The organism is Citreicoccus inhibens (assembly GCF_019039035.1).
Classification (GTDB): Bacteria; Myxococcota; Myxococcia; order Myxococcales; family Myxococcaceae; genus Citreicoccus; species Citreicoccus inhibens.
In genome coordinates, this window is sequence record NZ_JAHNZT010000041.1 from 31,290 (window position 1) to 56,434 (window position 25,145).

General features: G+C 71.7%; 20 protein-coding genes. 13 read left to right on the forward strand and 7 right to left on the reverse strand.

Annotated features, from left to right (window positions below; translation table 11 throughout):
* Positions 1-97 precede the first annotated feature (97 nt).
* The 3 genes from atpH (at position 98) to atpA (ending at position 3,986) form a co-directional block, all read left to right on the forward strand.
* Entirely contained in the window at positions 98-637 is a 540-nt protein-coding gene (gene atpH / locus KRR26_RS31510) for an ATP synthase F1 subunit delta (RefSeq protein ID WP_120206227.1), read from the forward strand.
* 148 nt (positions 638-785) lie between these two features.
* Positions 786-2,276 carry a PAS domain-containing sensor histidine kinase gene (locus tag KRR26_RS31515; RefSeq protein ID WP_120206228.1) on the forward strand — a complete coding sequence of 497 codons (1,491 nt, stop codon included), beginning with the start codon at positions 786-788 and terminating at the stop codon, positions 2,274-2,276.
* A 162-nt stretch (positions 2,277-2,438) separates the two neighbouring features.
* The gene (atpA, locus tag KRR26_RS31520) at positions 2,439-3,986 is read left to right on the forward strand and encodes a F0F1 ATP synthase subunit alpha (RefSeq protein ID WP_120206229.1); all 1,548 of its coding nucleotides are present in this window, start codon (positions 2,439-2,441) and stop codon (positions 3,984-3,986) included.
* An 82-nt stretch (positions 3,987-4,068) separates the two neighbouring features.
* Here the strand turns inward: atpA and KRR26_RS31525 are convergent, their stop codons facing one another.
* Both KRR26_RS31525 and KRR26_RS31530 read right to left on the reverse strand, forming a co-directional pair.
* The gene (locus KRR26_RS31525; RefSeq protein ID WP_217081613.1) at positions 4,069-4,590 is read right to left on the reverse strand and encodes a hypothetical protein; all 522 of its coding nucleotides are present in this window, start codon (positions 4,588-4,590) and stop codon (positions 4,069-4,071) included.
* Between the two features lie 90 nt (positions 4,591-4,680).
* Complete coding sequence (locus tag KRR26_RS31530) at positions 4,681-5,529, reverse strand: HAD family hydrolase (protein WP_120206231.1); 849 nt, start codon at positions 5,527-5,529, stop codon at positions 4,681-4,683.
* 133 nt (positions 5,530-5,662) lie between these two features.
* Here KRR26_RS31530 and KRR26_RS31535 point away from each other — a divergent pair, with 133 nt between their 5' ends.
* The 5 genes from KRR26_RS31535 (at position 5,663) to KRR26_RS31555 (ending at position 12,889) form a co-directional block, all read left to right on the forward strand.
* Positions 5,663-8,302 carry a GAF domain-containing protein gene (locus tag KRR26_RS31535; RefSeq protein WP_217081614.1) on the forward strand — a complete coding sequence of 880 codons (2,640 nt, stop codon included), beginning with the start codon at positions 5,663-5,665 and terminating at the stop codon, positions 8,300-8,302.
* Positions 8,303-8,402: 100 nt separating this feature from the next.
* Positions 8,403-9,266: an OmpA/MotB family protein gene (locus KRR26_RS31540; RefSeq protein WP_120206233.1), complete on the forward strand. Its 864-nt coding sequence runs from the start codon at positions 8,403-8,405 to the stop codon at positions 9,264-9,266.
* A 158-nt stretch (positions 9,267-9,424) separates the two neighbouring features.
* Positions 9,425-10,921, forward strand: a complete 1,497-nt coding sequence (locus KRR26_RS31545) for a hypothetical protein (RefSeq protein WP_120206234.1) — start codon at positions 9,425-9,427, stop codon at positions 10,919-10,921.
* 108 nt (positions 10,922-11,029) lie between these two features.
* Positions 11,030-11,911, forward strand: a complete 882-nt coding sequence (locus tag KRR26_RS31550; RefSeq protein ID WP_217081615.1) for a hypothetical protein — start codon at positions 11,030-11,032, stop codon at positions 11,909-11,911.
* Positions 11,912-12,088: 177 nt separating this feature from the next.
* Complete coding sequence (locus KRR26_RS31555; RefSeq protein WP_233576949.1) at positions 12,089-12,889, forward strand: hypothetical protein; 801 nt, start codon at positions 12,089-12,091, stop codon at positions 12,887-12,889.
* A 52-nt stretch (positions 12,890-12,941) separates the two neighbouring features.
* Here KRR26_RS31555 and KRR26_RS31560 read toward each other — a convergent pair whose 3' ends face one another.
* Entirely contained in the window at positions 12,942-13,628 is a 687-nt protein-coding gene (locus KRR26_RS31560; RefSeq protein WP_120206236.1) for a nucleotidyltransferase family protein, read from the reverse strand.
* A 210-nt stretch (positions 13,629-13,838) separates the two neighbouring features.
* Between KRR26_RS31560 and KRR26_RS31565 the strand changes: the two genes are divergently transcribed.
* Positions 13,839-15,032: an LLM class flavin-dependent oxidoreductase gene (locus tag KRR26_RS31565; protein ID WP_120206450.1), complete on the forward strand. Its 1,194-nt coding sequence runs from the start codon at positions 13,839-13,841 to the stop codon at positions 15,030-15,032.
* 11 nt (positions 15,033-15,043) lie between these two features.
* On the opposite strand, the gene KRR26_RS31570 is transcribed toward KRR26_RS31565, so the two are convergent.
* Positions 15,044-15,352, reverse strand: coding sequence for a CBS domain-containing protein (locus tag KRR26_RS31570; RefSeq protein ID WP_217081621.1), 309 nt, complete (start codon positions 15,350-15,352; stop codon positions 15,044-15,046).
* Between the two features lie 242 nt (positions 15,353-15,594).
* On the opposite strand from KRR26_RS31570, the gene KRR26_RS31575 reads away from it, so the two are divergent.
* On the forward strand, positions 15,595-16,479 hold the full coding sequence (locus tag KRR26_RS31575; RefSeq protein ID WP_217081616.1) for an OmpA/MotB family protein: 885 nt from the start codon (positions 15,595-15,597) through the stop codon (positions 16,477-16,479).
* A gap of 42 nt (positions 16,480-16,521) precedes the next feature.
* Here the strand turns inward: KRR26_RS31575 and KRR26_RS31580 are convergent, their stop codons facing one another.
* Positions 16,522-17,058, reverse strand: coding sequence for a hypothetical protein (locus tag KRR26_RS31580; protein ID WP_236069378.1), 537 nt, complete (start codon positions 17,056-17,058; stop codon positions 16,522-16,524).
* 185 nt (positions 17,059-17,243) lie between these two features.
* Between KRR26_RS31580 and KRR26_RS31585 the strand changes: the two genes are divergently transcribed.
* From KRR26_RS31585 to KRR26_RS31595, 3 genes are all read left to right on the forward strand, one after another.
* Positions 17,244-20,126, forward strand: coding sequence for a hypothetical protein (locus KRR26_RS31585; protein ID WP_217081617.1), 2,883 nt, complete (start codon positions 17,244-17,246; stop codon positions 20,124-20,126).
* 30 nt (positions 20,127-20,156) lie between these two features.
* Entirely contained in the window at positions 20,157-21,347 is a 1,191-nt protein-coding gene (locus KRR26_RS31590) for an OmpP1/FadL family transporter (RefSeq protein WP_120206240.1), read from the forward strand.
* A gap of 136 nt (positions 21,348-21,483) precedes the next feature.
* Entirely contained in the window at positions 21,484-22,728 is a 1,245-nt protein-coding gene (locus tag KRR26_RS31595; protein WP_217081618.1) for a YecA family protein, read from the forward strand.
* A gap of 19 nt (positions 22,729-22,747) precedes the next feature.
* Here KRR26_RS31595 and KRR26_RS31600 read toward each other — a convergent pair whose 3' ends face one another.
* Together KRR26_RS31600 and KRR26_RS31605 are read right to left on the reverse strand one after the other, a co-directional pair.
* Positions 22,748-23,935 (reverse strand): cyclic nucleotide-binding domain-containing protein, encoded by a 1,188-nt coding sequence (locus KRR26_RS31600; RefSeq protein WP_120206242.1) that lies wholly within the window; start codon positions 23,933-23,935, stop codon positions 22,748-22,750.
* A 15-nt stretch (positions 23,936-23,950) separates the two neighbouring features.
* Entirely contained in the window at positions 23,951-25,144 is a 1,194-nt protein-coding gene (locus KRR26_RS31605; RefSeq protein ID WP_120206243.1) for a cyclic nucleotide-binding domain-containing protein, read from the reverse strand.
* Position 25,145 lies beyond the last annotated feature (1 nt).

The following is a 25,145-nucleotide window of genomic DNA, read 5'->3' on the forward strand; positions in this document are numbered from 1 at the left end:
TCCGCCCGCCGGCCGGGCCCGGCGTCGGGGAGCGGACGGGGTGACAGACGCCTCGGCCGTTGCCGCAGCCAGAACACCATGCTAAGGGCGCGCCGCCATGGTGAACGTCTCGATCGCCCGCCGCTACGCTCGCGCCCTCCTCGACGTTGCCTCGGAGGCCGGCCGCACCGATGCCGTCGCCGAGCAACTCACCTCCCTCGCTCGCCTCTTCTCGGCGAACGCGGAGCTGACGGACGTGCTCCTCAACCCGGCCTACACCGCGGAGCAGCGCGGCCGTGTGGTCGAGGCCGTCCTCAAGACGCAGTCCGGTCTGGAGCCCTCCCTGGTCAACGGCCTGCGCCTCCTGGTGGACCGCAGCCGCCTGGCGTACCTGCCCGACATCGCCCGCCTCTACCGCGACATGGCGGATGCCAAGGCCGGCCGCGTCCGGGGCCAGGTCACCAGCGCCGTCCCGCTCGCGCCCGAGGCCCTCGCCCAGCTCAAGACGACGCTGGCCAAGCTCACCGAGCGCGACGTCGTCCTGGAGACCCGCGTGGACCCCTCGCTGCTCGGCGGCGTGGCGGCCCAGGTCGGCGGCACCCTCTACGACGGCAGCCTCCGCACCCAGCTCGCGCAGATGCGCCGCGAGCTGAAGTAGCCACTCCAGGTTACCCGGGGCGTCCCGGACGCCCCAGGTCGTTCCAGTCCAGGCAGTTCAGGGCAAACCCGCATTTCCCGTTCCACCCGGGAGCAGGTATAGTCCCTCCTAGCGCGGACAAACCCGCGCTTTCTGGACGACCTTGCCCATGCCGCAGTCTGTGTTTCACCGGCTCTCGGGAGGCATTCCGCCAGCGGCGGTGCCCGAGGAGGCCCGGCCATTTCTTGGCGCGCTGATGAATGCCCCGGGCTGGGGCGTGGCGCTGCTGGACCCCGAGCCCCGGCTGGTGTGGGTGAACGACGCGCTGGCCTCGCTGTGCGAGCTGCCGCCGTCCGTCCTGGTGGGGCGCAGGCCCTCCGAGGTGTGGCCCTCCCTGGCGCCCGCCCTGTCCTCGCTGCTGAGCCGCGCGCTCGCCGGGGAGCAGGTGAACGACGTGCCGTTGACGGAGGTCCTGGGGCCGGGGGACGCGCCCCGGCATCTGTCCGTGAGCATGGTGCCGGCGGCGCACGGGGGCGTACCGGCGGGCGTGGTCCTGGTGGTGCGCGACGACACGGAGCGCACGCTGGCGGAGGCGGCGCTGCGCGAGCGCGAGGAGCACATGCGCAGCATCGCGGACATCTCCTGTGACGGGTACTTCATCCACGACCGGGGCGTGTGCGTGGACGCCAACCGCGCGCTGGCGCACCTCATCGGGATGACGGAGCCGGCGGAGCTGCTCGGGCGCAACGTGCTGGAGTGGGTGGCGCCGGAGTTCCGCGCCTCGGCCCGCGAGGTGATGGAGCGCGAGGTGGAGGCGCCCTATGAGGTCGCGGCGCTCCACCGCGATGGCCGGCGCATCCCCGTGGAGGTGCTGGCGCGCACCGTCACGCTGCAAGGGCGGCCCGTGCGGCTGGCGGCGGTGTGGGACGTGAGCAGCCGCAAGGCCTCCGAGGAGCGCACGGCGCGCACGGAGCACTTCCGGGACCAGTTCCTGGGCGTGGTGGGCAATGACCTGCGGGCGCCGCTCCAGGCCATCCAATTGGGCACGGGCGCGCTGCAGCGGGTGGGCGGGCTGGACGACTCCCAGGGTCGGCTGGTGCGGCATGTGGCGCACGCGGCGCGGCGGCTGGAGCGGATGATCCACGAGCTCCTGGACTTCACCCGCGCGCGTCTGGCGGGCGGCCTGGCCGTCCACCCGGTGCCCACCGAAATGGAGCACGTGGTGGAGCGGGTGGCGGACGAGCGCCGGCGCTCCCACCCCGGCCGCATCCTGGAGGTGGTGACCCGCGGGGACACCCGGGGCCACTGGGACGAGGACCGGGTGGCGCAGCTGGTGGACAACCTGCTGGGCAACGCGCTCCGGCTGGGGCCCGAGGGCACCCCCGTGGGCCTGAAGCTGGCGGGCACCGTGGATGGCGTCACGCTCCAGGTCCACCACGAGGGCCCGCCCTTGCCGGTGGACGACCCGGCCACCCTGTTCGAGCCGTTCCGCCGGGATGGCGGCGGCGGGGGCGCGGACGGGCTGGGGCTGTCGCTGTACCTGTCCCGGCAGATTGTCCTGGCCCACGCCGGGCGCATCTCGGTGGAGTCCGGCTCCCCGGCGGGCACCCGCTTCACCGTCTGGCTGCCCCGCGAGAGCCCCACCCCACTCGGGCGCTGAGCGCGGGCCGGACCTTACCGCGGCGATAATCCACCCGCAGTGCGACTCCGCGTCCGCGTTGCGGTGGAGTGGGAGGGCGTGATAGGGGGCACCCGGCTTTCAAGGTTCCGGGTGGCCCTCCCCGTTCTGGCCGCCCCCTCAGTTCAAGGACGCTAGACGCTCATGGAAATCCGCGCCGACGAGATCAGCAGAATCATCCGGGAGCAGATCAAGGACTACGGCAAGAAGGTCACCGTCGCCGAGACCGGCACCGTGCTGTCCGTGGGCGATGGTATCGCCCGCGTGTACGGTCTGGAGGGCGCGCTGTCGGGTGAGCTGGTGGAGTTCTCCACCGGGGTTCAGGGCCTCGTGCTCAACCTCGAGGAGGACAACGTCGGTATCGCCATCATGGGCGAGTTCAAGGACATCCGCGAGGGTGACTCCGTGAAGCGCACGGGGCAGATCGCCTCGGTGCCCGTGGGCAAGGGCCTGCTGGGCCGCGTGGTGAACGCGCTCGGTCAGCCGCTGGACGGCAAGGGCCCCATCCAGGCCACGGAGACCCGCCGCCTGGAGGTGAAGGCGCCCGGCATCGTGAAGCGCAAGAGCGTGCACGAGCCGCTGCAGACGGGCATCAAGGCCCTGGACGCGCTGGTGCCGGTGGGTCGCGGTCAGCGCGAGCTCATCATCGGTGACCGCCAGACGGGCAAGACGGCCGTCGCGGTGGACGCCATCATCAACCAGAAGGGCCTGGGCGTTTACTGCATCTACGTGGCCATCGGGCAGAAGCAGTCCACGGTGGCGCAGGTGGTGGAGAAGCTGACCCGCTACGGCGCCATGGAGTACACCACGGTCGTGACGGCGAGCGCCTCCGACCCGGCGCCCATGCAGTTCTTCGCCCCGTACGCGGGCGTGGCCATCGGCGAGTACTTCCGCGACAACAAGATGCACGGCCTCATCGTGTACGACGACCTGTCCAAGCAGGCCGTGGCGTACCGCCAGCTGTCGCTGCTGCTCCGTCGTCCGCCGGGCCGTGAGGCGTACCCGGGCGACGTGTTCTTCATCCACAGCCGCCTGCTGGAGCGCGCCGCCAAGCTGTCTGACGAGGAGGGCGCGGGCTCGCTCACCGCGCTGCCCATCATCGAGACGCAGGCCGGCGACGTGTCCGCCTACATCCCGACGAACGTCATCTCCATCACCGACGGGCAGATCTTCCTGGAGACGGACCTCTTCTTCTCCGGCGTCCGTCCGGCCATCAACGTCGGCCTCTCCGTGTCCCGCGTCGGTTCCTCGGCGCAGATCAAGGCCATGAAGCAGGTCGCCGGTTCCATGAAGCTGGAGCTGGCCCAGTACCGCGAGCTGGCGGCGTTCGCCCAGTTCGGCTCGGACCTGGACAAGGCCACCCAGGAGACTCTGGCGCGCGGCGCCCGCATGGTGGAGCTGCTCAAGCAGGGCCAGTACGAGCCGCTCTCCGTCGAGCGTCAGGTCATGCAGATCTACGCGGCCACCAACAAGGACGACGCGAACAAGCGCGGCTGGATTCGCAATGTCCCGGTGAGCGACGTGGTGCGCTGGATGAAGGAGTTCCTGGAGTTCGCGGACGGCAAGTACCCGAACATCGCCCAGGACATCAGCGCCAAGCGCGAGCTGACCAACGACATCAAGGCGACGCTGAACAAGTGCCTGGCCGAGTTCAACGAGGTCTTCCAGCCCACGCCGGGCGCGAAGGTCTAGTCCTCCCTCGGGAGACTCGCTGCACGTGAAGCCCCGCGCTCCCCTCACCGGGAGGCGGGGCTTCGCACGTTGCGGGGCAGGCTCACGGCACGGGCGTGGGCGCGCGCACCTCGCGCGTCTGCGTGCCCTCCGGCTCCTCCTTCGCCCCGGTGGTCATCACGGGCACGTGGAAGGAGCCCTTGGGCAGCGGCCCCTCGGGCGACTCGGGCGCGGGGGCTTCGGGGGGCGGAGGTGGCGGCACGTCCGTGTAGGCGATGAACCACGCCTGGTACTCGCGCGCGGCGCCTCGGCCCAGGCGGCGCTCGGCGGGGCGGCCCAGCAACACGGCGTCCGCGCCGGACTCGCAGACCGTCTCGCGCAGCGCGTCCTTGCGCCCCTTGAGGCCCAGCCACTCGTTGGCGGTGAAGGGCAGGCCACCCACCACCGTGAACGGCCGCGGCGGCTCCCGCTCCTCCCACACCTCGAACTCACAGCCTGACGCGCGCGGAGGCCGAGACGTGAAGACGAACTCCCGCGCGGGAGTGGGCGCCGCGGTGGCGCAGGCGAGCGCCCCGGCCCCCAGCAGCAGCACTCCCATCCACGGGGAGAACACGGACACCGCCATGGCTGCGCCTCCGGTGCTTGGCGCCTCGTCGCGCCGGGTGTCCCGGAATTCAGCCATGGCGTGCGGCACGCGCGCCAGCCCCTGAGCGCTTCAGCGAAGGCGGGGCAACAGGGCGCGCAGGCTGCGATCCACGCCGCCGCGCGCCCCCAGGCGCTCCACCGCGGCGCGCTCGTAGGGCAGCACGTTGTCGCGCGCCACCAGTTGCACGCTGGCGCCCAGCGCGGCGGGCAGGGCCAGGTCCAGTTCGTAGATGTCGCCCGCCACCAGCGTGGACTCGGGGCTGGTGCCCGTGGTCTCCCAGATGCGCCGCAGCGCCGCGTAGTACCGGCCGCGCCGCAGGTACACCGGCCGCCCCAGCACCCCCTCCAGCACCTGCGACTCGGGCAGCGCCGCGAAGCGCGCGTCCATGGGGTCCGCGTCCTCCAGTTGGAACTTGCGCGCGTCGCCGAAGACCTTCAGCCGCTCACGGCCGCGCGGCGCCAGCCGGTCCAGCTTCGCCTCCACCATGTCCGTGTGCGCGTTCGTCACCACCGACACCGGCATCCCCGTGGCGAGCAGCGCCTCCAGCACCTCCTTCGCCTCGGGCTTGAAGGCCGTGGCCGAGTGCACGTAGGCCTCGCGGTAGAGCGTCTGCACCGCGTCCGTGCGCGGCCCTTCCTCCGGGAGCACCCCGAAGCGCTGGAACAGCCGGTGCGCCACGCACGTCGCCGTCAGGTACGGGTCCGCGACGGCCGGCGCCACGATGCGCCCCGCCATCTCCCAGCCGTACGAGTCCACCCCGTTGCGCAGCACGGCCACTTCCTCGTCCCAGGCCGCCCCCAGCTCCCGCCCCACCAGCCGCTCCAACCCCGCCCGGAAGTGCGCCTGGAAGGGCGCGCCCTCCGCCACCACGTCCGTGAACGTCCCGTCGAAGTCCAGCACTACACACGCAATCGCCATCCGTACGTCCTCGGCTTCCGCTCGGAAAAAGCCCCGATGACGCCCTGCCCGCCCGCGCGAATCAAGCCCCTCGCGGACGTGTCGGAAATTTTCTGAGTATCATCCGATTCACCGGAAAACCAATTTCCCAAGAATGAAGTCGCCCGCCGCGGGCCATCGCCGCACGGGGGGCGCCAGCGCGTTCATGTCCGTCATGTCCCTGCCCCATCCCATCGCGGCCGTCCTCGCCGAGCGCGAGCGACTGCATGCCGTCCTGCCCATGCTGCCCGTCGGCGTGCACCTGGTGGATGCCCAGGGCGGCCTGCTGGAACAGAACGACGCGGCCTCCCGAATCTGGGGCGCGCCGGCCCCTCGCATCGAGCGCGTGGAGGACTACGAGCGCTTCGAGGGGTACTGGCCGGACACCGGCAAGCGCCTGAGCGGCGACGAGTGGGCCCTGGCCAGGACGCTGCGCACGGGCGAGGCCATCCTCAACGAGGAGGTGGACATCATCGCCTTCGACGGCGTGCGGCGCACGGTGCTGCACTCCACCTCGCCGCTGCGCGCGCAGGATGGGGCGCTCTCGGGCGCGGTGTGCATCCTCGTGGACATCACCGCGCGCAAGGTGGCCGAGCGCGCCGAGGCCTTCCTCAGCGCCTCCAGCCGCCTCCTGGCCGAGTCGCTGGAATGGGAGACGACGCTGAAGGCCGTGGCGCGGCTGGCCACGCGCGAGTGGGCCGACTACTGCATGGTGGACATGCTGGGCGATGACGGCGCGCTGCACCGGCTGGCCCTCACCGCCCGAGACCCCTCGCGGCAGGCGCTCCTGGACGAGGCCCTGCCCTTCCCGCCCCTGGTGGGCGCGGGCACCCCGCTGGCGCGCGCCTTCACCGAGGGCAGGCCCGCGTTGGTGGCGGAGATTGATGGCGCGTGGATGAACTCGCAGGCGCGCTCGGAGGAGCACCGCCGCGTGCTGGAGGACCTCGCCCCGCGCTCCGCCATGCTCCTGCCCCTGGCGGTGGGTGAGCGGCGCTTCGGCCTCATCAACCTGGCGTCCGCTTCACCCGCGCGGCGCTACACCGAGCAGGATCTCGCCTACGCGGCGGAGTTCGCCCGGCGCGCGGCGCTGGCGGTGGAGAGCGCGCGCCTGTACCGCGAGGCCCGGCTCGCGCTGCGCGACCGGGACGCGTCGCTGGCCATGCTCGAGTCCTTCCTGGCCGCCTCGCCCATGGGCATGGGCTTCGTGGACCGCGAGCTGCGCTACCTGCGCATCAACCCCATGCTGGCCGAGTTCAACGGCGTGTCGATGGAGGCCCACCTGGGCCGCACCGTCCCGCAGGTGCTGGGCTCCGCGCGCACGCCCCCGGTGGAGCCGCTGCTCCAGCACGTGCTCCAGACGCAGGAGCCGCTCGTGGACCAACCGCTCATGCGTCAGGACGGGCGCGAGCCGCGCCACTTCCTGGGCACCTTCTTCCCCGTCACCACCGGCGCGGAGCTCTTGGGCGTGGGCGCCACGGTGATGGAGGTGACGGACAAGAAGCGCGTGGAGGAGCGCCTGCGCTTCCTCGCCGAGGCCACCACGCGCCTGTCCACCTCGCTGGACTGGCGCACCACGCTGCACACCGTGGCGCGGCTGGTGGTGGAGCAGCTCGCGGACTACTGCCTGGTGGACGTCATCAACGATGATGGCCAGCGGTTGGAGCGCGTGGAGCGGCTGGCCAAGGACCCCGCCTACCAGTCCCTGCTGGAGCAGACGCTCGCCTTCGCCGCGCCGCCGGGCTCGCGCTCGCCGGTGCGCCGCGCGCTGGAGACCGGACAATCGCAGCTCATCGCGCGGATGGACGACTCGTGGATGGAGCAGCTCGCGGTGAGCCCCGAGCACCGCCGCCTGTTGGATCAGCTCACGCCGTGCTCCATCATGGTCGTCCCGCTGGTGGCGCGCGGCCGAACCCTGGGCGTGCTCAGCGCGGTGTCCAACGAAGCGGGGCGCGCCTTCGCGCCGGGGGACCTGGCCTTCCTGGAGGACCTGGCCCAACGCGCCGCGCTCGCGGTGGACAACGCGCGGCTGTATCGCAAGGTCGAGCAGGCGGTGGCCGCGCGCGATGAGTTCGTCGCCATCGCCACGCACGAGCTGCGCACGCCCTTGTCCGCGCTGCACCTGCAGCTCACCTCGCTTCAGCGCTCGCTGGACCGCCCCACGCCGGACCTCCCCGAGCGGCTGGAGCAAGGGCTGGCGGGCGCGCTGCGGCAGGCGGACCGGCTCACCCGGCTCGTCGCCCACCTGTTCGACGTGGCGCGCATCAGCGCCGGCCGCATGGAGCTGGAGACCGACGCGGTGGAGCTGACCACCCTGGTGCACCAGTTGGTGGCGCGCATGGAGGAAGCGCTCGCGGTGGCGGGGTGCGCCGCGGTGGTGCACGCCAACACGCCCGTGGTGGCGCGCGCGGACCGGCCCCGCGTGGAGCAGGTGCTGATGAACCTGCTGTCCAACGCGATGAAGTACGCCAGTGGCCTGCCCGTGGAGCTGTCCGTGGAGTGCGACCACGACGTGGCCATCGTCGCCGTGCGCGACTGGGGCTCGGGGATTCCGCCCGCGGCGCGCCAGCGCATCTTCGAGCGCTTTGCTCGCGCCAGCACCGAGCACGCCCGCGCCAGCCTGGGCCTGGGCCTCTACATCTCCCGGCAGATTGCCCGCGCGCACGGCGGCGAGCTGGATGTAGAGGACGCCCCGGACGGCCCCGGCGCCCGCTTCGTGCTGCGCCTGCCCCTCTGGAAGAAGCCCGCGCTGGAGTGAGCGCCCGGGTGCGCCGAGACCTGGGGTCCGAAATCCGAGCGCTGTCGCACGGTGCGCGCCTTGCCGCCCACATCCGAGGGCCCGCTACGCTTCGGCGCGCATGGACGAAGCCCGGAGCAACGTGGCGCGCGCGCGACGGGGGTGGCTGCCCTGGGGCCTGCTGGCGATCGCCGCGCTGGCGGCCATCGCGGGCGCTCAAGTGGCGGGGCGCTCCATCACCGCGCTGATGGCGCGCGCGGCGCAACTGGAGCATGACGCCGCCGAGTCCGAGGCGCGCGTGTCCGAGCTGCGCACGCTGCGCGAGGCCATGGAGCGCAGGCTCCGAGTCCTGGAGCGCCAGCAGCAGGCCGCGGACCTGGGCAGCGCCGCCGCCGCGCTCCAAGCACAAGGCGCGGAGGCCCAGCGCGTGCGGCGCGAGGAGGTCCTGGCCTCGCTCGGTCCCGTGCTGGAGGCGGAGCGGACCGCGGGCACCGCCTTCCTCGAGCTCGGCGGCGAGTCGCTGAAGGTGGAGCTGTCCGAGCGGCTCCTCTTCGAGCCCGGCGCCACTCCCCTGACGCCCTCGGGCGCGCGGCTGCTCGCGCGCCTCGCCGCGGTGCTGGCGCCGTTGAGCGACCACCGCGTCGAGGTGGCGGACCACACGGACGAGTCGTCTCACGCGTCACCGTCCACGACGAGCTGGGAGCTGTCCGCCGCGCGCGCCGTCGCCGTGGTGCGCGCCCTGGGGGCCTCCGGCGCGATTTCGCCCGAACGGCTCAGCGCCACGGGCCAGGCCGCGTTCCGCCCCGTGGTGCCCGCGGACAGCCCGCAGAACCGCGAGCGCAACCGGCGCGTGGAGCTGCGCGTGACGCCCGCCCCCGTGGCCCCCGAAGCCGTCGCGGCCGCGCGCACCGAGCCGCCGCCCCGTCCCCCCGCGCGAGCGCCCACCCGCCCCAAGGCGAAGACCAAGAAGGTCGCGAGGCGATGAGGACCGGGCGTCCACAACGCCCCCGCCTGTAGCCGCCCAGACAACACCGCGCGGTCGTTCATCCAGGCCCAAGTGCGCGGAAGCACGGGCGCCCGGGGCTCGGCCCGGCGCGTGCTAGGGGCGAACCCATTCCGTCCTGACTCCGAGGTCCGCCGCCCATGTCGCCCTTTCCTCCGCCCGTCCACTCGCGCGCCCCACTCCTGTCCGGCGTGCTCGCGTGTCTGTGCGCCCTGCTTGTTCTCCCGGGCACCGCCCGCGCGGCCGCCGACGACGAGGCCGGCGTCCGCATCCTCAACTCGCTGGACACGCGGCACCTGCTCTTCAACGCGCTCACCACCAACCGCGCCGCGGTGACGGCGCTCATCCAGACGCCGCTCACGACGAGGACGTTCGCGGTCCAGGCCTCGCTGAAGAACCAGTTGGAGGACCCCGCCGCGCGCGAGGTGATGAAGTACCTGGTGAGCTGCGCGCTCCCGCCCGGCCAGGAAGTGAAGTGGGTGGACCACGCGGGCACGAGCTACACCTTCCCGGGCGAGGCCAACCTCTGTCCCGAATGGGTGAAGGACAAGCCCAGCGCCACGTGTCTGGGCCTGGTGACCTCGTGCCTGCTGGCGCGCAACAACGCCTATGACATGGTCGTGTCGCTGTCCCTGCGCGGCGAGGACCCGCGCGACCCATGGCGCTTCAATCCCCTGCGCGTCACCGAGGCCTGGAGCTCCGAGTTCCTGCCCTGCGAGGACGGCAAGGCCACGGGCCTGGATGCCACCTGCGGCTGGGTGGGCGAGGGCGTGGGCAAGTGCACGCCCGGCATGGAGGTGACGGTCGGCGCCGGCGCGCCCTACCCCAAGTACTGCACCGGCAAGCTGGGCGACACCGGCGGTGACCGCGTGCTGCGCATCTGCGAGGACCCTCGCGGCTGCACCCGCGACATGGAGCTGGCGGAGACGGACCGCAACGACTGCGGCGGCATCGAGCCCAGCGTCTCCTTCATGTGCCCCAAGACCGGCGCCTACAGCATCATGTCCGCGCCGTGGGACCGCACCGCGGCCCCTGGCACATGGGTGCGCCCCGCCGCCTCCAACCGCAGGTACCCCACCGACCGCTTCGGCGCGTACACGTTCCGCGAGGGCGCCTTCTACGGGAACCTGTTCGCTCCCGAGGCCCTCAAGGTGGAGGTCGTGCTCGATGAGAAGTTCCAGCCCCACCTCACCAAGCCCGGCTTCAAGGGCGTCGTCTACGGCAAGGCCTACGCGTGCCACGGACGTGATTGGGTGGAGGGGGATCCACACCTCAACCTGCGCGTCTGCGCCAACGCCACCATCGACGCTCGCGTCGCCTCCGCCTGCGCGGCCCGCACCGTGGGGCCGTGCGAGCCGGGCGGCACCAGCCCCCAGCCCGCGCGCTGCGCGGTGCGCGACGGCTCGCTCCTGAAGAGCGACGGCGACTACGAGTCCTGCCAGGCCGACGACGGCACCGTCTACGAGCAGCCCCTCACCGTGTTCCTGCGCAGCCCGTGCGATCTGCTGGAGCCCGTGAAGCAGACCTACAAGGCCACCGACTGCACGCCGCTCCAGGAGTGCGCCATCATCACCGGTCCCACCCCGGCCAGCATCTGCCTGCTGCCCAACGCCCAGCCTCCCGTTCCCGGCCCCTGAGGCAAGGCCCCCCGGTTCCGAACCCACGGGAGGCTTGAATAGACTCGCGCGACGAGACGTCAGGGAGCAAGGGCCGGCTCCCTGACTCCTTTGCACGAGGTGCCTCTCGTGTTTCCCATTCGCTCCGCACTGTGCGCGGCCCTCTGCGTGGGCCTGCTGTCCGCGACTCCCGCCGAGGCGCGCTTCGGCAAGCACTCCAACACGGACTCCAGCCAGTCCGACTCGCGCGACGACGACCACGACGCCGCTCCCGACGACCGGGACACCCACGCCGCCACCGCCATCGGCACCGATGAGCCCGAGCCGCGACGGGAAGAGCGCCACCACCGCGACGGCCCCCACGGGGTCCGCGTGGTGGACCCCGGTATCTCCTTCTGGCACCTGCTCTTCGGCTGGGGCAGCCACGACGCTCCGCGCTACCTGGTGGACGATGACGTGCCCGAGGAGTCCCTGAGCCTGCGCCGTCACGCGGCGCCGCTCTCCCTGCGCATGGGCTTGCAGGGAGGCCCGATGGGCGGCGGCGGCGTGGGAGACGCGTTCCTCGGCTTCGACGCGCAGCGCTTCGGCTTCGTCGTGCAGGCCACCGGCCTCGTGCTGCCCACGGATGACGGCAGCCCCGGCACCGACTCCATCACCTTGCTGGAGGGCCACCTCACCTACGCGCTCGTGGCGCTGGAGCCGGTGCGGCTGCGCCTGGAGGCCGGCCTCAGCACGGCCACGGCGCCGGACATCCGCTTCGTGGGGCTGAGCTTCGGGCTGTCCATGGAGGCGTGCATCGTGGGGCCCGTGGACTTCGAGGCGCGGGTGCAGGCCACGCCGTTCCCGTATCGCCAGGTGGACGCCAGCGCGGCGCTCGCGCTGCACCTGGGCGCGGTGGTGGTGCGCGGCGGCGTGCGCGGCCTCGTGCTCGATGACGCCGGCGAGGTGGACGGCGTGCAACACATCGACTCGTTCGGGGGTCCGTTCCTCGGCGTCGGGCTCGCGTTCTAGCGAGGCGAGCCCACGCGCTCGCGCAGGGTCCAAGGCAGATGTCTCGGGCCGCACAGCGCGGGCTGGACGACGACACTCCCCATCCCAGGGACCATGGGCGCGGAAGGCTCCCGGGCGTTTCATGCGCGCCCCGGCCATCCCCGTGGCCGCCCCTGGAAGGAGTGGATCGTGGCCACCATGTGGAAGGTGCTGTGCACCGCGCTCGCGGCGGGCGCGTGCCTGGCCTCGTCGCGCGCGGAAGCGCATGTCGGCGGGCATGCACCCCGTCTGGAGCCGACCGCGACCGCCACCCCCAGGCCCCCTGACGACGCGGGCGAGCCCCCCGAGGACGCCCCGGTGCGCGTGCGCATCCGAGGACCCATGGGCGCCATCAGCGCGACGCTCCGCATGCGGGCACCGCGCCGCGAGCGCCGGGGCCCGCCCTCCCGCGCCGAGAACGCCCCCGACGACACGCGCGCGCCGCTCCTGGTGCGCATGGGCGTGCAGGGCGCGCGCATGGGCGACGGCGGCGCGCTGGGCCTCTTCTTGACGCTGGATGGGATGAAGGCCGGCATCGACCTGCGCGTCACCGGGCTGACGTTTCCGGTGGATGACGGGACGAACTCGCTCGACCATCTCACCGTGCTGGGCACGCACCTGACGGTGGCGCTCGTCTCCACCGAGCGGGGCCGCCTGCGCGTGGAGGCCGGCGTGGCCAGCGCGCATGCGCCGGGCGTGCTGTTCGTGGGCCCCAGCTTCGCCGCCTCGGGCGAGGCCTGCATCGGAGAGTCGCGCTGGGACGTGGAGGGACGCGTGCAAGCCACGCCGTTCCCCTACCGCCAGGTGGAGGCACAGGCGGGCGTCGCCCTGCACCTGGGCGCCTTCAACCTGCGCGGCGGCTGGCACGGCCTCTACCTGGACGACACGGGCCTGCTGCCGGGCATCGAGCACCAGGACGCGCTCGCAGGCCCGTACTTCGGGATGGGCTTCGCGTTCTAGCCCGGGACGCGCGGGCCCCCTTCAACGAAGGGCGGCCCGGCTCCCGGGAGGGCTACTCGTCGGAAGCCGCCGCCAGGGGCGCCGAGGCGCTGGCGATGTCCGCCACCGTCGTCGTGGTGGGCCCCATGCGCTTGGTGCCGCGCCGCTTGGGCGGAGGCGCCAGCCGGGGCGGCCCACCGAAGAGCCGCTCGTACGTCTCCGGCGTGTTGATGTTCACCACCACGCCTGGATCCTTCACCGCCACGCGCCGAGGCTTCAACGTGGCGAGCACCGGCTCCAGCTGCGAGCCCTCGGCCGCGAGCACCCGCTGGGCCGCGGAGCGCGAGAGCACCAGGGGCCAGCCCGGAGCGCCCTCGAACTCGGGGCGCAGCGGCTCCTCCGACTCCGCCATCATCTTCAGGAGCGACTTGAGCGTGGAGGCGCGGACCGCGGGCATGTCCACCGGGTGCAGCATCACCACGTCCGCCCCCGCCTCCAGCGCCGCGTCGAGCCCCGTGCGGATGGACGCGAGCGGCCCCTCCTGCCAGCGCTCGCTGTCCACCAACTCCAGGCCCGGGTGCTGCTCGCGCACGGCCTCCGCGTCCTTGCCCAGCACGGCCATCACCATGCAGCCCGCCTTGCCGAACGTGGACGCCAGCGATTGAAGGAAGCTCTTGCCTCCCTCGTGCTCGATGAGCGCCTTGGGGTAGGACATCCGCCGGGCTTCGCCCGCCGCCAGGATTATCGCCACGGCCTTCATACCCTCGCCTCCTCCGCCCCCCACGGAATGCCGGGGGCCACCCCCACAGGCTGTGGCCGGGCGGTGGGATTGCAGCCCGCCCGCGGGTGCGAGCCGTCAGCCACCCGCGCGTCACTGTTGAAACAGTCGCGACGACAGCGCCCCCTCGCTTGCGCCAGCTTGGTCGCGATACACCCGTGACACGCGCATCCGCGCGGGGGGGTGTACGCCATGCGACTCGATATCTTCTCGGAGATGCAGCACCCGAAGGAGCGGTGGAGCGGTCCCGACCACGAGCACGACCTCATCCAGGAGACACTCGCGCAAGCGAAGCTGGCGGATGAGATGGGGTACGGCGTGTGGTGGCAGGTCGAGCACCACACCGCGGTGGAGTTCAGCTACAGCTCGGCGCCCGAGTGCATGCTCACCGCCATCGCGATGAGCACGCGCAACCTGCACGTCGGCCACGCGTCCGTGCTCGCGCCCGGACGCTTCAACCACCCCATCCGCATCGCCGAGCGCGCCGCCTTCCTCGACCACCTGAGCGGCGGGCGCTTCCAGCTCGGCCTGGCGCGCAGCACGCTGCCCGAGTGGCGCGTCTTCAACATCGACCCGGACCGCACGCGCGACCAGCTCCAGCAAGCCTTCCAGATGGTCCCCAAGATGTGGACACAGGAGCGCTTCTCCTGGGAGAGCCAGGACTACCAACTGCGCGACGTGCGCGTCATCCCCAAGCCCTACCGCAAGCCGCACCCGCCGCTGTGGCAGGCGTGCTCCAGCCCCGCCTCGTTCGAGCAGGCGGGCCGCAACGGCGTGGGCGCGCTCGGAGTGACGCTGTGGGCGTCGCCCGAGGAAGTGGCCGAGATGATCCACTTGTATCGCGAGGCGCTGCGCACGCGCTGCGAGCCGGTGGGCGAGTTCGTCAACGACCAGGTCGCTTTCTTCACCTTCGTGCACTGCGCGGACAGCGAGCGCGAGGCCATGGAGAACGGCGCCGCCCGCGCCGCGGCCTGGTACACCACGGGCTCCTTCACCTTCTTCGAAGCCAAGGACCTCTTCATCCGCACCGCCGCGGAGCTGGAGACGCTGGCCAAGGACCCCGCGGGGGGCGGCCTCACGGGCCAGTACCTGCGCAAGAAGGATCCGCACGCGCCCCAGTCCCAGGCCCAGCGGCTGCTCGGCCGGGTCATGTCCGGAGAGAAGGTGCCGGACGAAGAAATCTGGAACGTGTTGAGCGCGCAGGAGTCCCTGCTCGTGGGCACGAAGGACCAGGTGCGCAAGCGGCTGCGGCACTATGAAGGGCTGGGCATCGACGCGCTCATGACCTTCCATCAGGTGGGAGCGCTGCCCCACGACGCGGTGATGAAGAGCATCCGCCTCACGGGCGAGCTCATCCCGGAGTTCCACACACCCGCGCGTCCGTAGCCGCGCGCGCCTCAGTGCCACCCCACCGAGGAGGAGTCCCCCGCGCGGTCCTCCTCCTCGGCGTCGGTCGTTTCTTCCCGCACGGCGCGCGCCTTCGCGGTCAGAATTTCAGCCATCCGCGTGAGCGGCATTCGTCGCGACAGCCGGTGCAGCTCGTCCAGCGTCACCTCGCCCAACAGCTCGCCTCGCGTCCCATCCACCACGGGCAGCACCCGCGCCCCGTGGCGATACATCAGCTGGAGCGCTCCCAGGACGGTGTCCTCGGGAAAGAGCGTCACGGCACGAGACACATAGGCATCCAGCTCGGGACTGCTGCACATCGACACGGATTTCCTCCAGGGTGAGCGCAGGGAGCGCTGGCGCCCACCGAAGCAAGGTGCTTGCCGCGCGCTCGGGCGCGAGCGACGCGGACACGGAGGACTGTGCGCCGTGAAACAGCGGCCGTGCGCTCCAGGTGCAACGTTGAACTTCGAGATACCTCCGCGCACCCGCACAGCCTTGAGGCGCACCCCCGCGCTCCCGCTAGGGTGTTGGGCACCCATCCCCCCTGAGAGGTCGAGACATGGAGGAGCATGCCCAGCAGTACCCCCTGCCGTCCGAGCGTGGACGCGCGTGGGTGCCCTGGCTCGTGACGGCGCTCGTGGTCCTGCTGGGAGGCGTGACGCTGTGGCTGTCGCACCGGTCCTCCAAGGACGCGCAGGCGCACGCGGAGACCGCGGAGGCCGAGGCCCGCGTGGCGCATGATCGCGCGCAGGCCGCCGACAAGGCCCGCGAGGAGCTGACGCAGAAGCTGGCCTCGCTGGAGTCCGAGCACACCAAGCTGTCCGCCGAGAAGGACCAGCTCACCAAGACGGTGGAGGAGCAGGAGGCGGAGCTGGCCAAGCTCAAGGCCACCTATGAAGACCTGGAGGACAAGATGAAGAAGGAGATCGCCAACGGGGAGATTCGCGTCTCCCAGGCCGGCGGTCGCATCCAGGTGGACCTGGTGGACAAGATTCTCTTCGACTCGGGTGACGCGAGCATCAGCAAGCGCGGCGGCGAGGTGCTCACGCGCCTGGGCGCGGTGCTGGCGAAGGTGGAGGACAAGGTCATCCAGGTGTCGGGACACACGGATGACTCGCCGCCCTCGGAGAAGCTGAAGGCCACGTTCCCCACCAACTGGGAGCTGTCCGTGGCGCGCGCGGTGACGGTGGTGCGCGCGCTCCAGGAGTCCGGCGGCGTGCCCGCGCGCCGGCTGGTGGCCGCGGGCTACGGCGAGATGAGCCCGGTGGCCACCAACGCCACGCCCCAGGGGCGCGCGCGCAACCGCCGCATCGAGATCCTCCTGATGCCGGACCTGTCCAAGAAGCCCGCGCCCGCCGCGCTGAAGAAGGCAGCGGCCCAGGCGCCCGCGACGCATGCGGTGCTCAAGCCCGTGAAGGGCACCACGCCCGCGAAGAAGCGCTGAGCAAAACAGCGCCGAGCCCACCAGCGCCGAGCCCGTCCGCGACTACTTCTTCGCGGACTTCACCGACTCGACCAGCTTGCGGAAGCCCTTCTCCGCGGCGGCCACCGACTTCTCCGGGCCGGTGAGCTTGAAGAACAGCGGCCCCTCCGCGCCCTCGACGATGGCCCCCAAGAGCCGGTAGCCCGGCTTCGGCGCGGAGGGCCCCATCATGGGGCCGCCCCCCGCGTACGTGCCCTTCACATCCACCGTGGTGACGTTCAGACCGTTCACCTTCTCCGTCTTCGTCTTCGCGTCCTTCTCCACCGACGTGCCGTCCGGCCGCTGGAACTGCCCCAGCCACCGCTTCACGTTGTCCCCCACCGCGCCCCCCTGACCGGCGCCGAAGTAGAACACCGCCAGCTCCGCCCCCTCCGCGTCACCCTTCGCCGCGGGCAATTTGTACGTCGCCGCCCGCATGGGCCGAGCCGGCTGGACCGCCCACTCCGAGGGCGCACTCCAGGTAAGCCCGCCCGCCTCTTCCGCGTGGACGAGCGACGCCGTCATCAGCACCACGACACTCAGCAGATGTTTCATGCGCATGCGCGCGAGCGTAACCGGCCCCGCCGTCACTCGCGCGATCCGCACCCGCACGTGCCGCGCGAGCGACCGGCGCGGTAGCAACACGCCTGACTCGGCGCGTCAAGTCCCTTCGCTTTCGGCGTACGTCGGGACGTGGTACGCAACAACTTGTTTCCAGCAGTTCACCTTGGAGGGGAACTCCTACCATGAAAAAGCTGTTGTTCGTCGGGGCCCTGGCCCTGGGCGCCGCGGCCTGTGACCCTGAGGTTGCTCAGGATCCAGCGCCTGAAGCCGTTGGCCTGGCAGAGTTCAATCCGGCTGCATCGCCGGCCATCGTTCCATCCCCCAATGACCTGGCGATCGACCAGAAGACCGGACTGGTCAACGCGCCCATCGACCCCAAGGCTCCGGCGGCGCAGCAGGAGTTCACGCGGGACTACCTGAACACGCTGAACGGCTTCCCGCCGACGGCGATCGCCAACACCAAGGTGGCGAACCTCGATCCCTTCTCGGTGAACGCCAACACCGTGAAGATCATCGACCTCTACAAGGGGACGGAGCTCGAGACGGCGGCCATCGACCCGCTCATCGGGTACAACCCGGACACGGGCTACATCAACATCATCCCGCAGGACGCCAAGACCAAGGCCAACGCCTGGCCCAAGGGCGGCCGCTACGCGGTGGCGCTCATCGGCGGCGACCACGGCCTGAAGACGCTGGACGGCAAGAACGTCATCGCCTCCAGCACCTGGGCATTTGTCAGCTCGCCCAAGCCGCTGGTCACGTGTGAGGACCTGACCTCGCCGGACTGCGGTCCCGCCACGGAGATCATCCCGTCCACCAAGACCGACCCGGCCGAGAAGCTGGCCGACCAGACCGCGAGCGCGCTGAAGCTGGAGCAGATCCGCCGCGCCTACGCGAAGCCCATCGGCGCGCTGGTGGCCCAGGGCGTCAAGCGCGAGGACATCGTCCTGCTCTGGACGTTCACCATCACCAACCAGCCCGAGGCGACGTTCGACCCGACGGCCAGCATCATCCCCTTCCCGAACGACCTGGTTCGCACGCCGGCCGACCCCAAGACGGGCGCGCCCGCGCACCTGAACCTGCCGGTCCCCCCGGGCACGGGCCTGCAGTCGCAGCTGGTGCAGGGCCTCAACACCCTGGACGGCTTCTCCACGACCAGCCCCCTCATCTCCGAGAACAGCGACACCAAGGGCGCCATCGACCTGGGCGCGCTGGACGAGGGCACGCTGAAGGATAACGTGATGGTCCTGAAGCTGACCAACACGGACAAGGGCTCCAACCCCAAGGTCACCCCGTGCATCAACTGCGCGAGCAGCAAGCCCGCCTCCGGCACGTCCACCGCGCCGCAGCAGCTGCAGCTCGTTCCCCAGGTGCCGCTGGATGAGGCCACCCAGTACGGGGCGGTGCTCACCACTGGCCTGAAGAACACGCTCGGCCGCCGCGTGGCCCCCGCCGGCGCCTTCGCGCTGATGCGTCTGGCCAACCCGGTCTACGTCAACGGCAAGAGCCAGGTGAACGGCATCCCGGACGAGAGCGCCAAGGCCGTGGAGCCCCTGCGCCAGGCCTTCAAGCCCCTGTTCGACAACCTGGAGAAGGCGGGCATCAAGCGCTCGCAGATCGCCCTGGCCTGGACGTTCACCACGCAGAGCATCAACAGCGTGGCCCAGCAGCTCCACACGCTGCCCGCGTCCATCCCGCCCGCGCAGCTGCCCAACGTTCCGCTCGCGCTCCAGCTGGCGCCCAACCCGCCGGCCGGCCTCACCGCGCGCCTCTACGCGGGCGAGCTCATCCTCCCGAACCTGCTGACGGATCCGCGCGGCACGTTCAACCCGGACCCCAGCAAGCTGCGCGGTGAGTTCGCGCCGTTCTACCTGTCGCTGCCCCCCGCGGGCGCCGCGATGCCGGCCAACGGCTGGCCCGTGGTCATCTTCGCCCACGGCCTGACGGGCAACCGCGAGTCCATGAAGGCCCTCGCGGGCAGCCTGGGCGCCGCGGGCTACGCGAGCATCGCCATCGACGCTCCGTTCCACGGCGACCGCGCCTCGTGCATCGGCTTCACCGTGCCCGGCACCACCACCCCCGCGCCGGACTACGCCTGCGCCGACCCGGCCACCCAGAAGTGCGACACCTCCGGCAGCTACGCCACCAACCCGAGCTACGGCCGCTGCATCGCGCGGACCCAGTCGGATGTCTGCGACCCGACCCCGGGCGTGGGCGACATGATGTGCTCGGGCGCCAACAAGGGCCGCTGCATCGCGCAGCGCGACAACACGGGCGCCGTCACCGGCGGCCTGTGCGAGGGCGGTACGTTCAACCCGGCCATCTCGGGCTGGAACTTCCTGGACACGGTGAACCTGTTCGCCACGCGTGACCACTTCCGCCAGCACATCATCGACATGGGCCAGGTGATTCGCATCCTCCAGGCCACCAGCCCGGGCAACATCAACCAGCGCGTGACCGCCCTCACCGGCGCGGAAAAGCTGGACGGCTCGCAGATCCACTTCGTGGGTCAGAGCCTCGGCGGCATCATGGGCACGATGTCCACGGCCTCCTCCCCGAACATCCAGCACGCGGTGCTGAACGTGGCGGGCGGCGACCTGGTCAACATCCTGATGACCTCGCCGAGCTTCGATAGCGTGAAGACCAGCTTCATCGGCCTGCTGCACGGCCAGGGCATCGATCCGGGCACGCCCGCGTTCGATCAGTTCATCGTCCTGGCCAACACCATCCTGGACCCGGCCGACGCGCGCAACTACGCCTACGCCCTGCGGAACGCGCCGAACGCGCACGCCAACCGCGCGGTGCTGGTGCAGACCATCAAGGGCGACATGACCATTCCGAACGAGGCGTCCCTCGCGCTGGTGAACGCGGCGAACCGCACGGACAACACCCGCACGGTGGCGTCCTACATGTTCGACCCGGCCAACTACTCGGACATCCCGGCCAACAGCCAGACGAAGTACCACGGGTTCCTGCTGCGGCCGGACCTCGGGTCCATCACCGTCAAGGCGCAGACCCAGGTCATCGGCTTCCTGAACACGGGCACTGTGGCGGCTCCGCAGTAGCGGCGCACGCGAGAGAGGAATCACACCACCATGAAGAAAGCACTCTCCCTCGTCACCCTGCTCGCGGCTGGCGCCAGCCAGGCGGCGGGTTTTCAGATCGACACCCACAGCGCCCGCGCCACGGGCATGGGCTCGGCGGCGACCGCGTGGCTGGATGACTCGTCCGCCATCTACAGCAACGCGGCGAACATCGTCGGCGTGAACAAGCTGGACATCACGCTGGGCGACACGGGCATCCTGCCCAGCATCAACTTCACCCCGGTGGGCGCGTCCGCCAGCCAGGGCCAGAAGACGACGCTGTCGCCGCCGCCGCACCTGTTCATCGTGGCCAAGCCGTTTGACCGGGCCGCGTTCGGCGTGGGCGTCTTCACGCCCTACGGCGCGCGCAGCCGCTGGGTGGATGACTTCGTGGGCCGCTTCCGCGGCCACGAGTCCGCCCTGGCCACGTACTACATCAACCCCACGTTCGCGTATGAGCTGCACCCGCGCTTCCGCTTCGGTGTGGGCCTCGACATCGCTCGGGCCACCATCGACCTGCGCCGCCAGCTGAACTTCGTGAACAGCGAGGGCACCATCCACCTGGGTGGCGCGGACTGGGGCTCCGGCTTCAACGTCGGCGTGCAGGCCAGCATCCTGGACAACTTGAAGATGGGTCTTCAGTACCGCAGCGCGGTGAAGATTGGCTTCAAGGGCAAGGCGGACTTCCAGAACATCCCCACGGAGTTCCAGTCCCTGCTGCAGGACCAGAAGGCCACGGCGGACGTGACGCTGCCGTCCACGGTGACGGCGGGCCTGGCCTATTCGCCCATGGACCGGCTGCTCATCGCGGCGGACGCGAGCTGGGTGGACTGGTCCACCTTCTCCGAGCTGGCCATCCACTTCGAGAACCCGGCCATCGACAACCCGGTGCCGAAGAAGTGGCGGGCGCGGTGGAAGTACAGCATCGGTGGCGAGTACGGCGTGACGCCGGACCTCCAGGTTCGCCTGGGCTTCGTCTACGACCCGTCGCCGAGCCCCAACAGCACGCTGACGCCGGACCTGCCGGACGCCAACCGCCTGAAGGTGACGGCGGGCGTGGGCTACCAGTTCAAGCCCTTCCGCGCGGACCTCGGCTACCAGTTCGTCGCGCTCTCCGACAAGCAGAGCACGTCCCCGGGCATGAGCGGCACGTACTCCGGTACCGCGCACGTGTTCGGTCTGACGCTCGGCTACTCGATGTAATCGCGGGGCGAGTCTCGCCCGCGTGAAGTCCCGGCGCCCGGGCTCCTCCTCGCGAGGGGCCCGGGCGTCCGCTTTCTGGCGACAGGGCCGCGCTGGCCGAGACGCGGGGGCGCGCGGGGCGCTACGGTGCGCCGCCGTGAGCTCCACCAAGCCCGGTCGCAACGACCCATGCCCCTGCGGCAGCGGCAAGAAGTACAAGGCCTGCCACGCCGCCGAGGACCGCGCCAAGGCCGCGCCGCCTCCGCCCGCCGCCTCCAGTCCCCTCTCCGATGACCTCCAGGGCGCGCTCGCGCTGCTGGCGGACCCGGACGTGTCCAAGCTGTCCGCCGCGCTGGAGCGGCTGGGCGCGCTGCTCGCGGACGCGGGCCCCGTGGCCGGGCTGCGCTTCGAGGCGAAGGACTTCGACGCGCACGTGGGCCAGGAGCTGGCCCGCTTGGCGGAGCGCGCGAACCAGGACGCCGCCGCGGCCCGGCACGAGCTGTCCGTGGGCACCCTGCGCGCGCTGGGCACCCGCGCGTTCCAGGAGAAGCTGGGCGCCGTGCTGCTCACGCGGGCCGCGCGAGCCTCCACGCCCGAGGAGCGTCAGGCGCTGAGCGTGGGCGCGCTGCTCGCCACCGCCGCGAAGAAGACGGGCCGCGTGCGCCCGGAGAACAACCCCGTTCTGGACGTGGTGTTCGACGTGCAGTTCCGCGAGTGGTGCGTGCGGCACGCCGAGCTGGCGCGCAAGTACGAGGCGCTCGCCGGCGCGATGGACGACTCGCACGTGGAAGCGCTGGTGGAGCAGGTGCAGGCGGATCCCGCCCTGTCCGAGCGCATCGCCCGCGAGGCGAAGGAGCGCTCCGCCCGCGTGGAAGCGCGGCTGCGCGAGCCGACGTCGCCCTCCGTCTTCGCCCCCGAGGAGGAGCTCTGGCTCACCTGCGTCCTCTGGGAGCCCCTGCGCGCCATGAAGTCCCCGCCCACGAACCCCGAGGGCCGGCGCGAGGTGGTGGCCGCGCTGCTGCGCGCGGTGAAGGGGGCCGTGGACGAGGACTTCCTCCAGCACCTGGTGGACCGCCTGCACGCCGAGGCGAAGAACCCGGCCGCGGACGAGGCCACGCGCGCGGCGTTCAGCGACGCGGCCATCGCCTTCGAGGCCGAGCCCGCGCGCATGGTGCTCGCCGCGCTGCTCACCGCGCGCCAGGAGGCCCGGGGCCGCACCGCCGAGGAGCTGGTGGCGCTGGCGGACCTCAAGGCGCTGCCCGCGTGGACCGTGGAGAGTCTGGAGCCCTACCGCGCGCTGCTGGAGACACAAGGGCGCGCCGCCGCCGCGGACCGCGTGCGACGCGCGCAGGAGTGGCTGCGCGCGCATCCCATTCGCCTGGACGACAGCGCCACGCCCTGAGGCTCGGCGTCGCGCGGCGTCACACGCGCAGGTCACCCTCCAGCAGCTCGCGGCCGGACAACAGCCGCGCGGTGCGCTGGAGGCGCTCGGTGCCCATGCGCATCAGCATGCCCTTCATGCCCGGCTGACTGAGGATGTGCCGCTCGAAGGCACCTCGGTCCAACCGCAGCAGGACGCACTCGGACTCGGTGCGCACCGTGGCGGACACGGGCTTGTCGAGCAGCAGCGAGATTTCACCGAAGACGTCCCCCTCGCGCAGGTCCGGCAGCGCCACCTTCTTGCCGCTGGCCTGCTCCAGGTACGGCCGGCACTGGCCGCGCAGCAGGAGGTAGAAGGCATCGCCCGGCTGGCCTTGTGTGAGGAGCACCTGCCGCGCGGGCACGGCGCGCAGGTCGAACTCGCGCGCCACCGCCTGCTTCTGCGCGGGCGACAGCGGGCTGAGCAGCGGGCTGCTGCGCAAGAGGTTCTCCACCAAGCGGCGCCGGAAGAAGGTCTGCACGGCGGTGGCCACCGTGGGGTGCCGCACGGCGGCGGCCTCCATCCGCGCGCGCGTCAACTCCAGCAGCACCGCGCGCGAGGTGGCCACGACGCTGGCCAGCCGAGGCCCCTCGGATACGAGCGCCAGCTCGCCGAAGAAGTCACCCGCCGACACGGTGCCCACCACCTTGCGCTCACCGCCCTCCAGGGCGCGCGCCACCTCCGCGGTGCCGTCCACCAGGGCGAACATCGAGTCGCCCGCCGCGCCCTCGGTCACCACCGCGCGGCCGGGCGTGAAGGCGCGCACCTCCAGCGCCTCCAGCAGCGCCACGAAGGCCTCGCGGTCCAGCCAGGACAGGATGGGCACGGCTGACGCCGCGCTCGCGTCGGGCACGAGCCCCGGCTCGCTGGGCGCCGAGCCAGGCGGCAGGGCGAAGCGCTCCGCCACCACGCGCGCCGTCCTCGCCGCGTCGCCGCCCAGCCGCCGCAGCGACACCCACGCGGCCGCCGCGCGCAGGAGCGCACCTTCCTTCACCCAGGCGCGCAGCGCGGACTCGAACGCCGCGGTCGCCTCCGCGTGACGCCCGAGCGCCTCCAGTGACTCCGCCTCACGCTGAAGCCGAGACGCCTCCATGGGTCCTCCGGCGAGCGCCGCGTCCATGCGGGCCTCACTGGCCAGGGGCACCGCTTGCAGCGTCCTCGGGTCCGCGCGGGGAGGGGTATCCGCCATGCGGGCCTCTGTAGCTCAGGCGCTCAGCGCACGCACGCGCTCCGCGAGGTTCTGCGTGAAGAGTCGATAGATGCGCAGCGCCGCCGCGGGATGGGTGTCCAGGTAGGATTGGAAGTCCAGATGCGTCACCCGCAGGGCGCGCACCGCGGTCCTCGCGCGGACCTGCGCCGAGGTGGGCCCATCCAGGATGAGGGAAATCTCCCCCAGGTACGCCCCCTGCCCCAGCGTGTTGAGCCGGCGCGCGTCCGGGCCCGGGCCCGCATACACGTCCACGATGCCCTCCAGCAGCACCAGGAGCCCCGTGCCGCGCGCGCCCTTCTCCATGACGACGACGCCCTCGGGCACCACCACGGGCCGGGCCACGCGGTAGAGGTCCTTCATGTCCTCCAGGGGCAGCTCGCCGAAGATGGGGATGGCCTTGAGGTACTCGTAGCCGTCGGGCGGAGCCGGGGTGCGCTCGGCGGCCACCGCGCCCTCGGCCGGCGAGGCGAGTCCCAATTGCCTCAGCAGCCGCGCCTGCTCCGCGTGAAGCTCCGCGTCGGGGGACTCGCGCACGGCGTCGGCCAGCAGCACCAACGCGCGCCAGGTATCGCCCCGCGCATCGAGCAGCGCGCTCATCCGCAGCACCGTGTCCCGGCGGCCCGCGTCCTCCGCGGCCACGGCGCGCAGCGACTCCAGCTCCGCGTGGGTGTTGCCCAAGGCGCGATACACCAACGCCGCCTCGCCCGGACGACGCAGGCGGGTGAGCACCCGGGCCACCGACTCCAGCGCCTGCTGTGACTGGTACAACTCCAGCGCCAGCTCCAGCACGCCGCCGCGCTCGAACGCCGCCGCCGCGCGCGCATGCTCACCGGCGCGCAGCCACGCCTCGGCGGCGGGACGCAGCTCACCGGCCTGCTCGTAGAGGGGCGCCGCCGCCACGTCATCTCCCCGAGACTCCAGCAACCGCGCCGCGCCCGCGAAGTCACGGGCGCTCCGCATCACCTCCACCAACGTCGCGCGGGACGCGGCCGAGGCCAACAGGGCCTCCTCCCGCACGCGCTCCCGCTGCGCGCTCGCCAGGGACTCATAGGCGCGCGTGGCCTGCTCGACCACGCCCTGCACCACGGGCTCCCACACGACGCGGGTGCCCGCCGAGCCCACGACATCCACCTCACGAATCCCCAGGCCCGTCCCGGCCCGGTTGGATTCCACCGCGGTTGCCGCCATG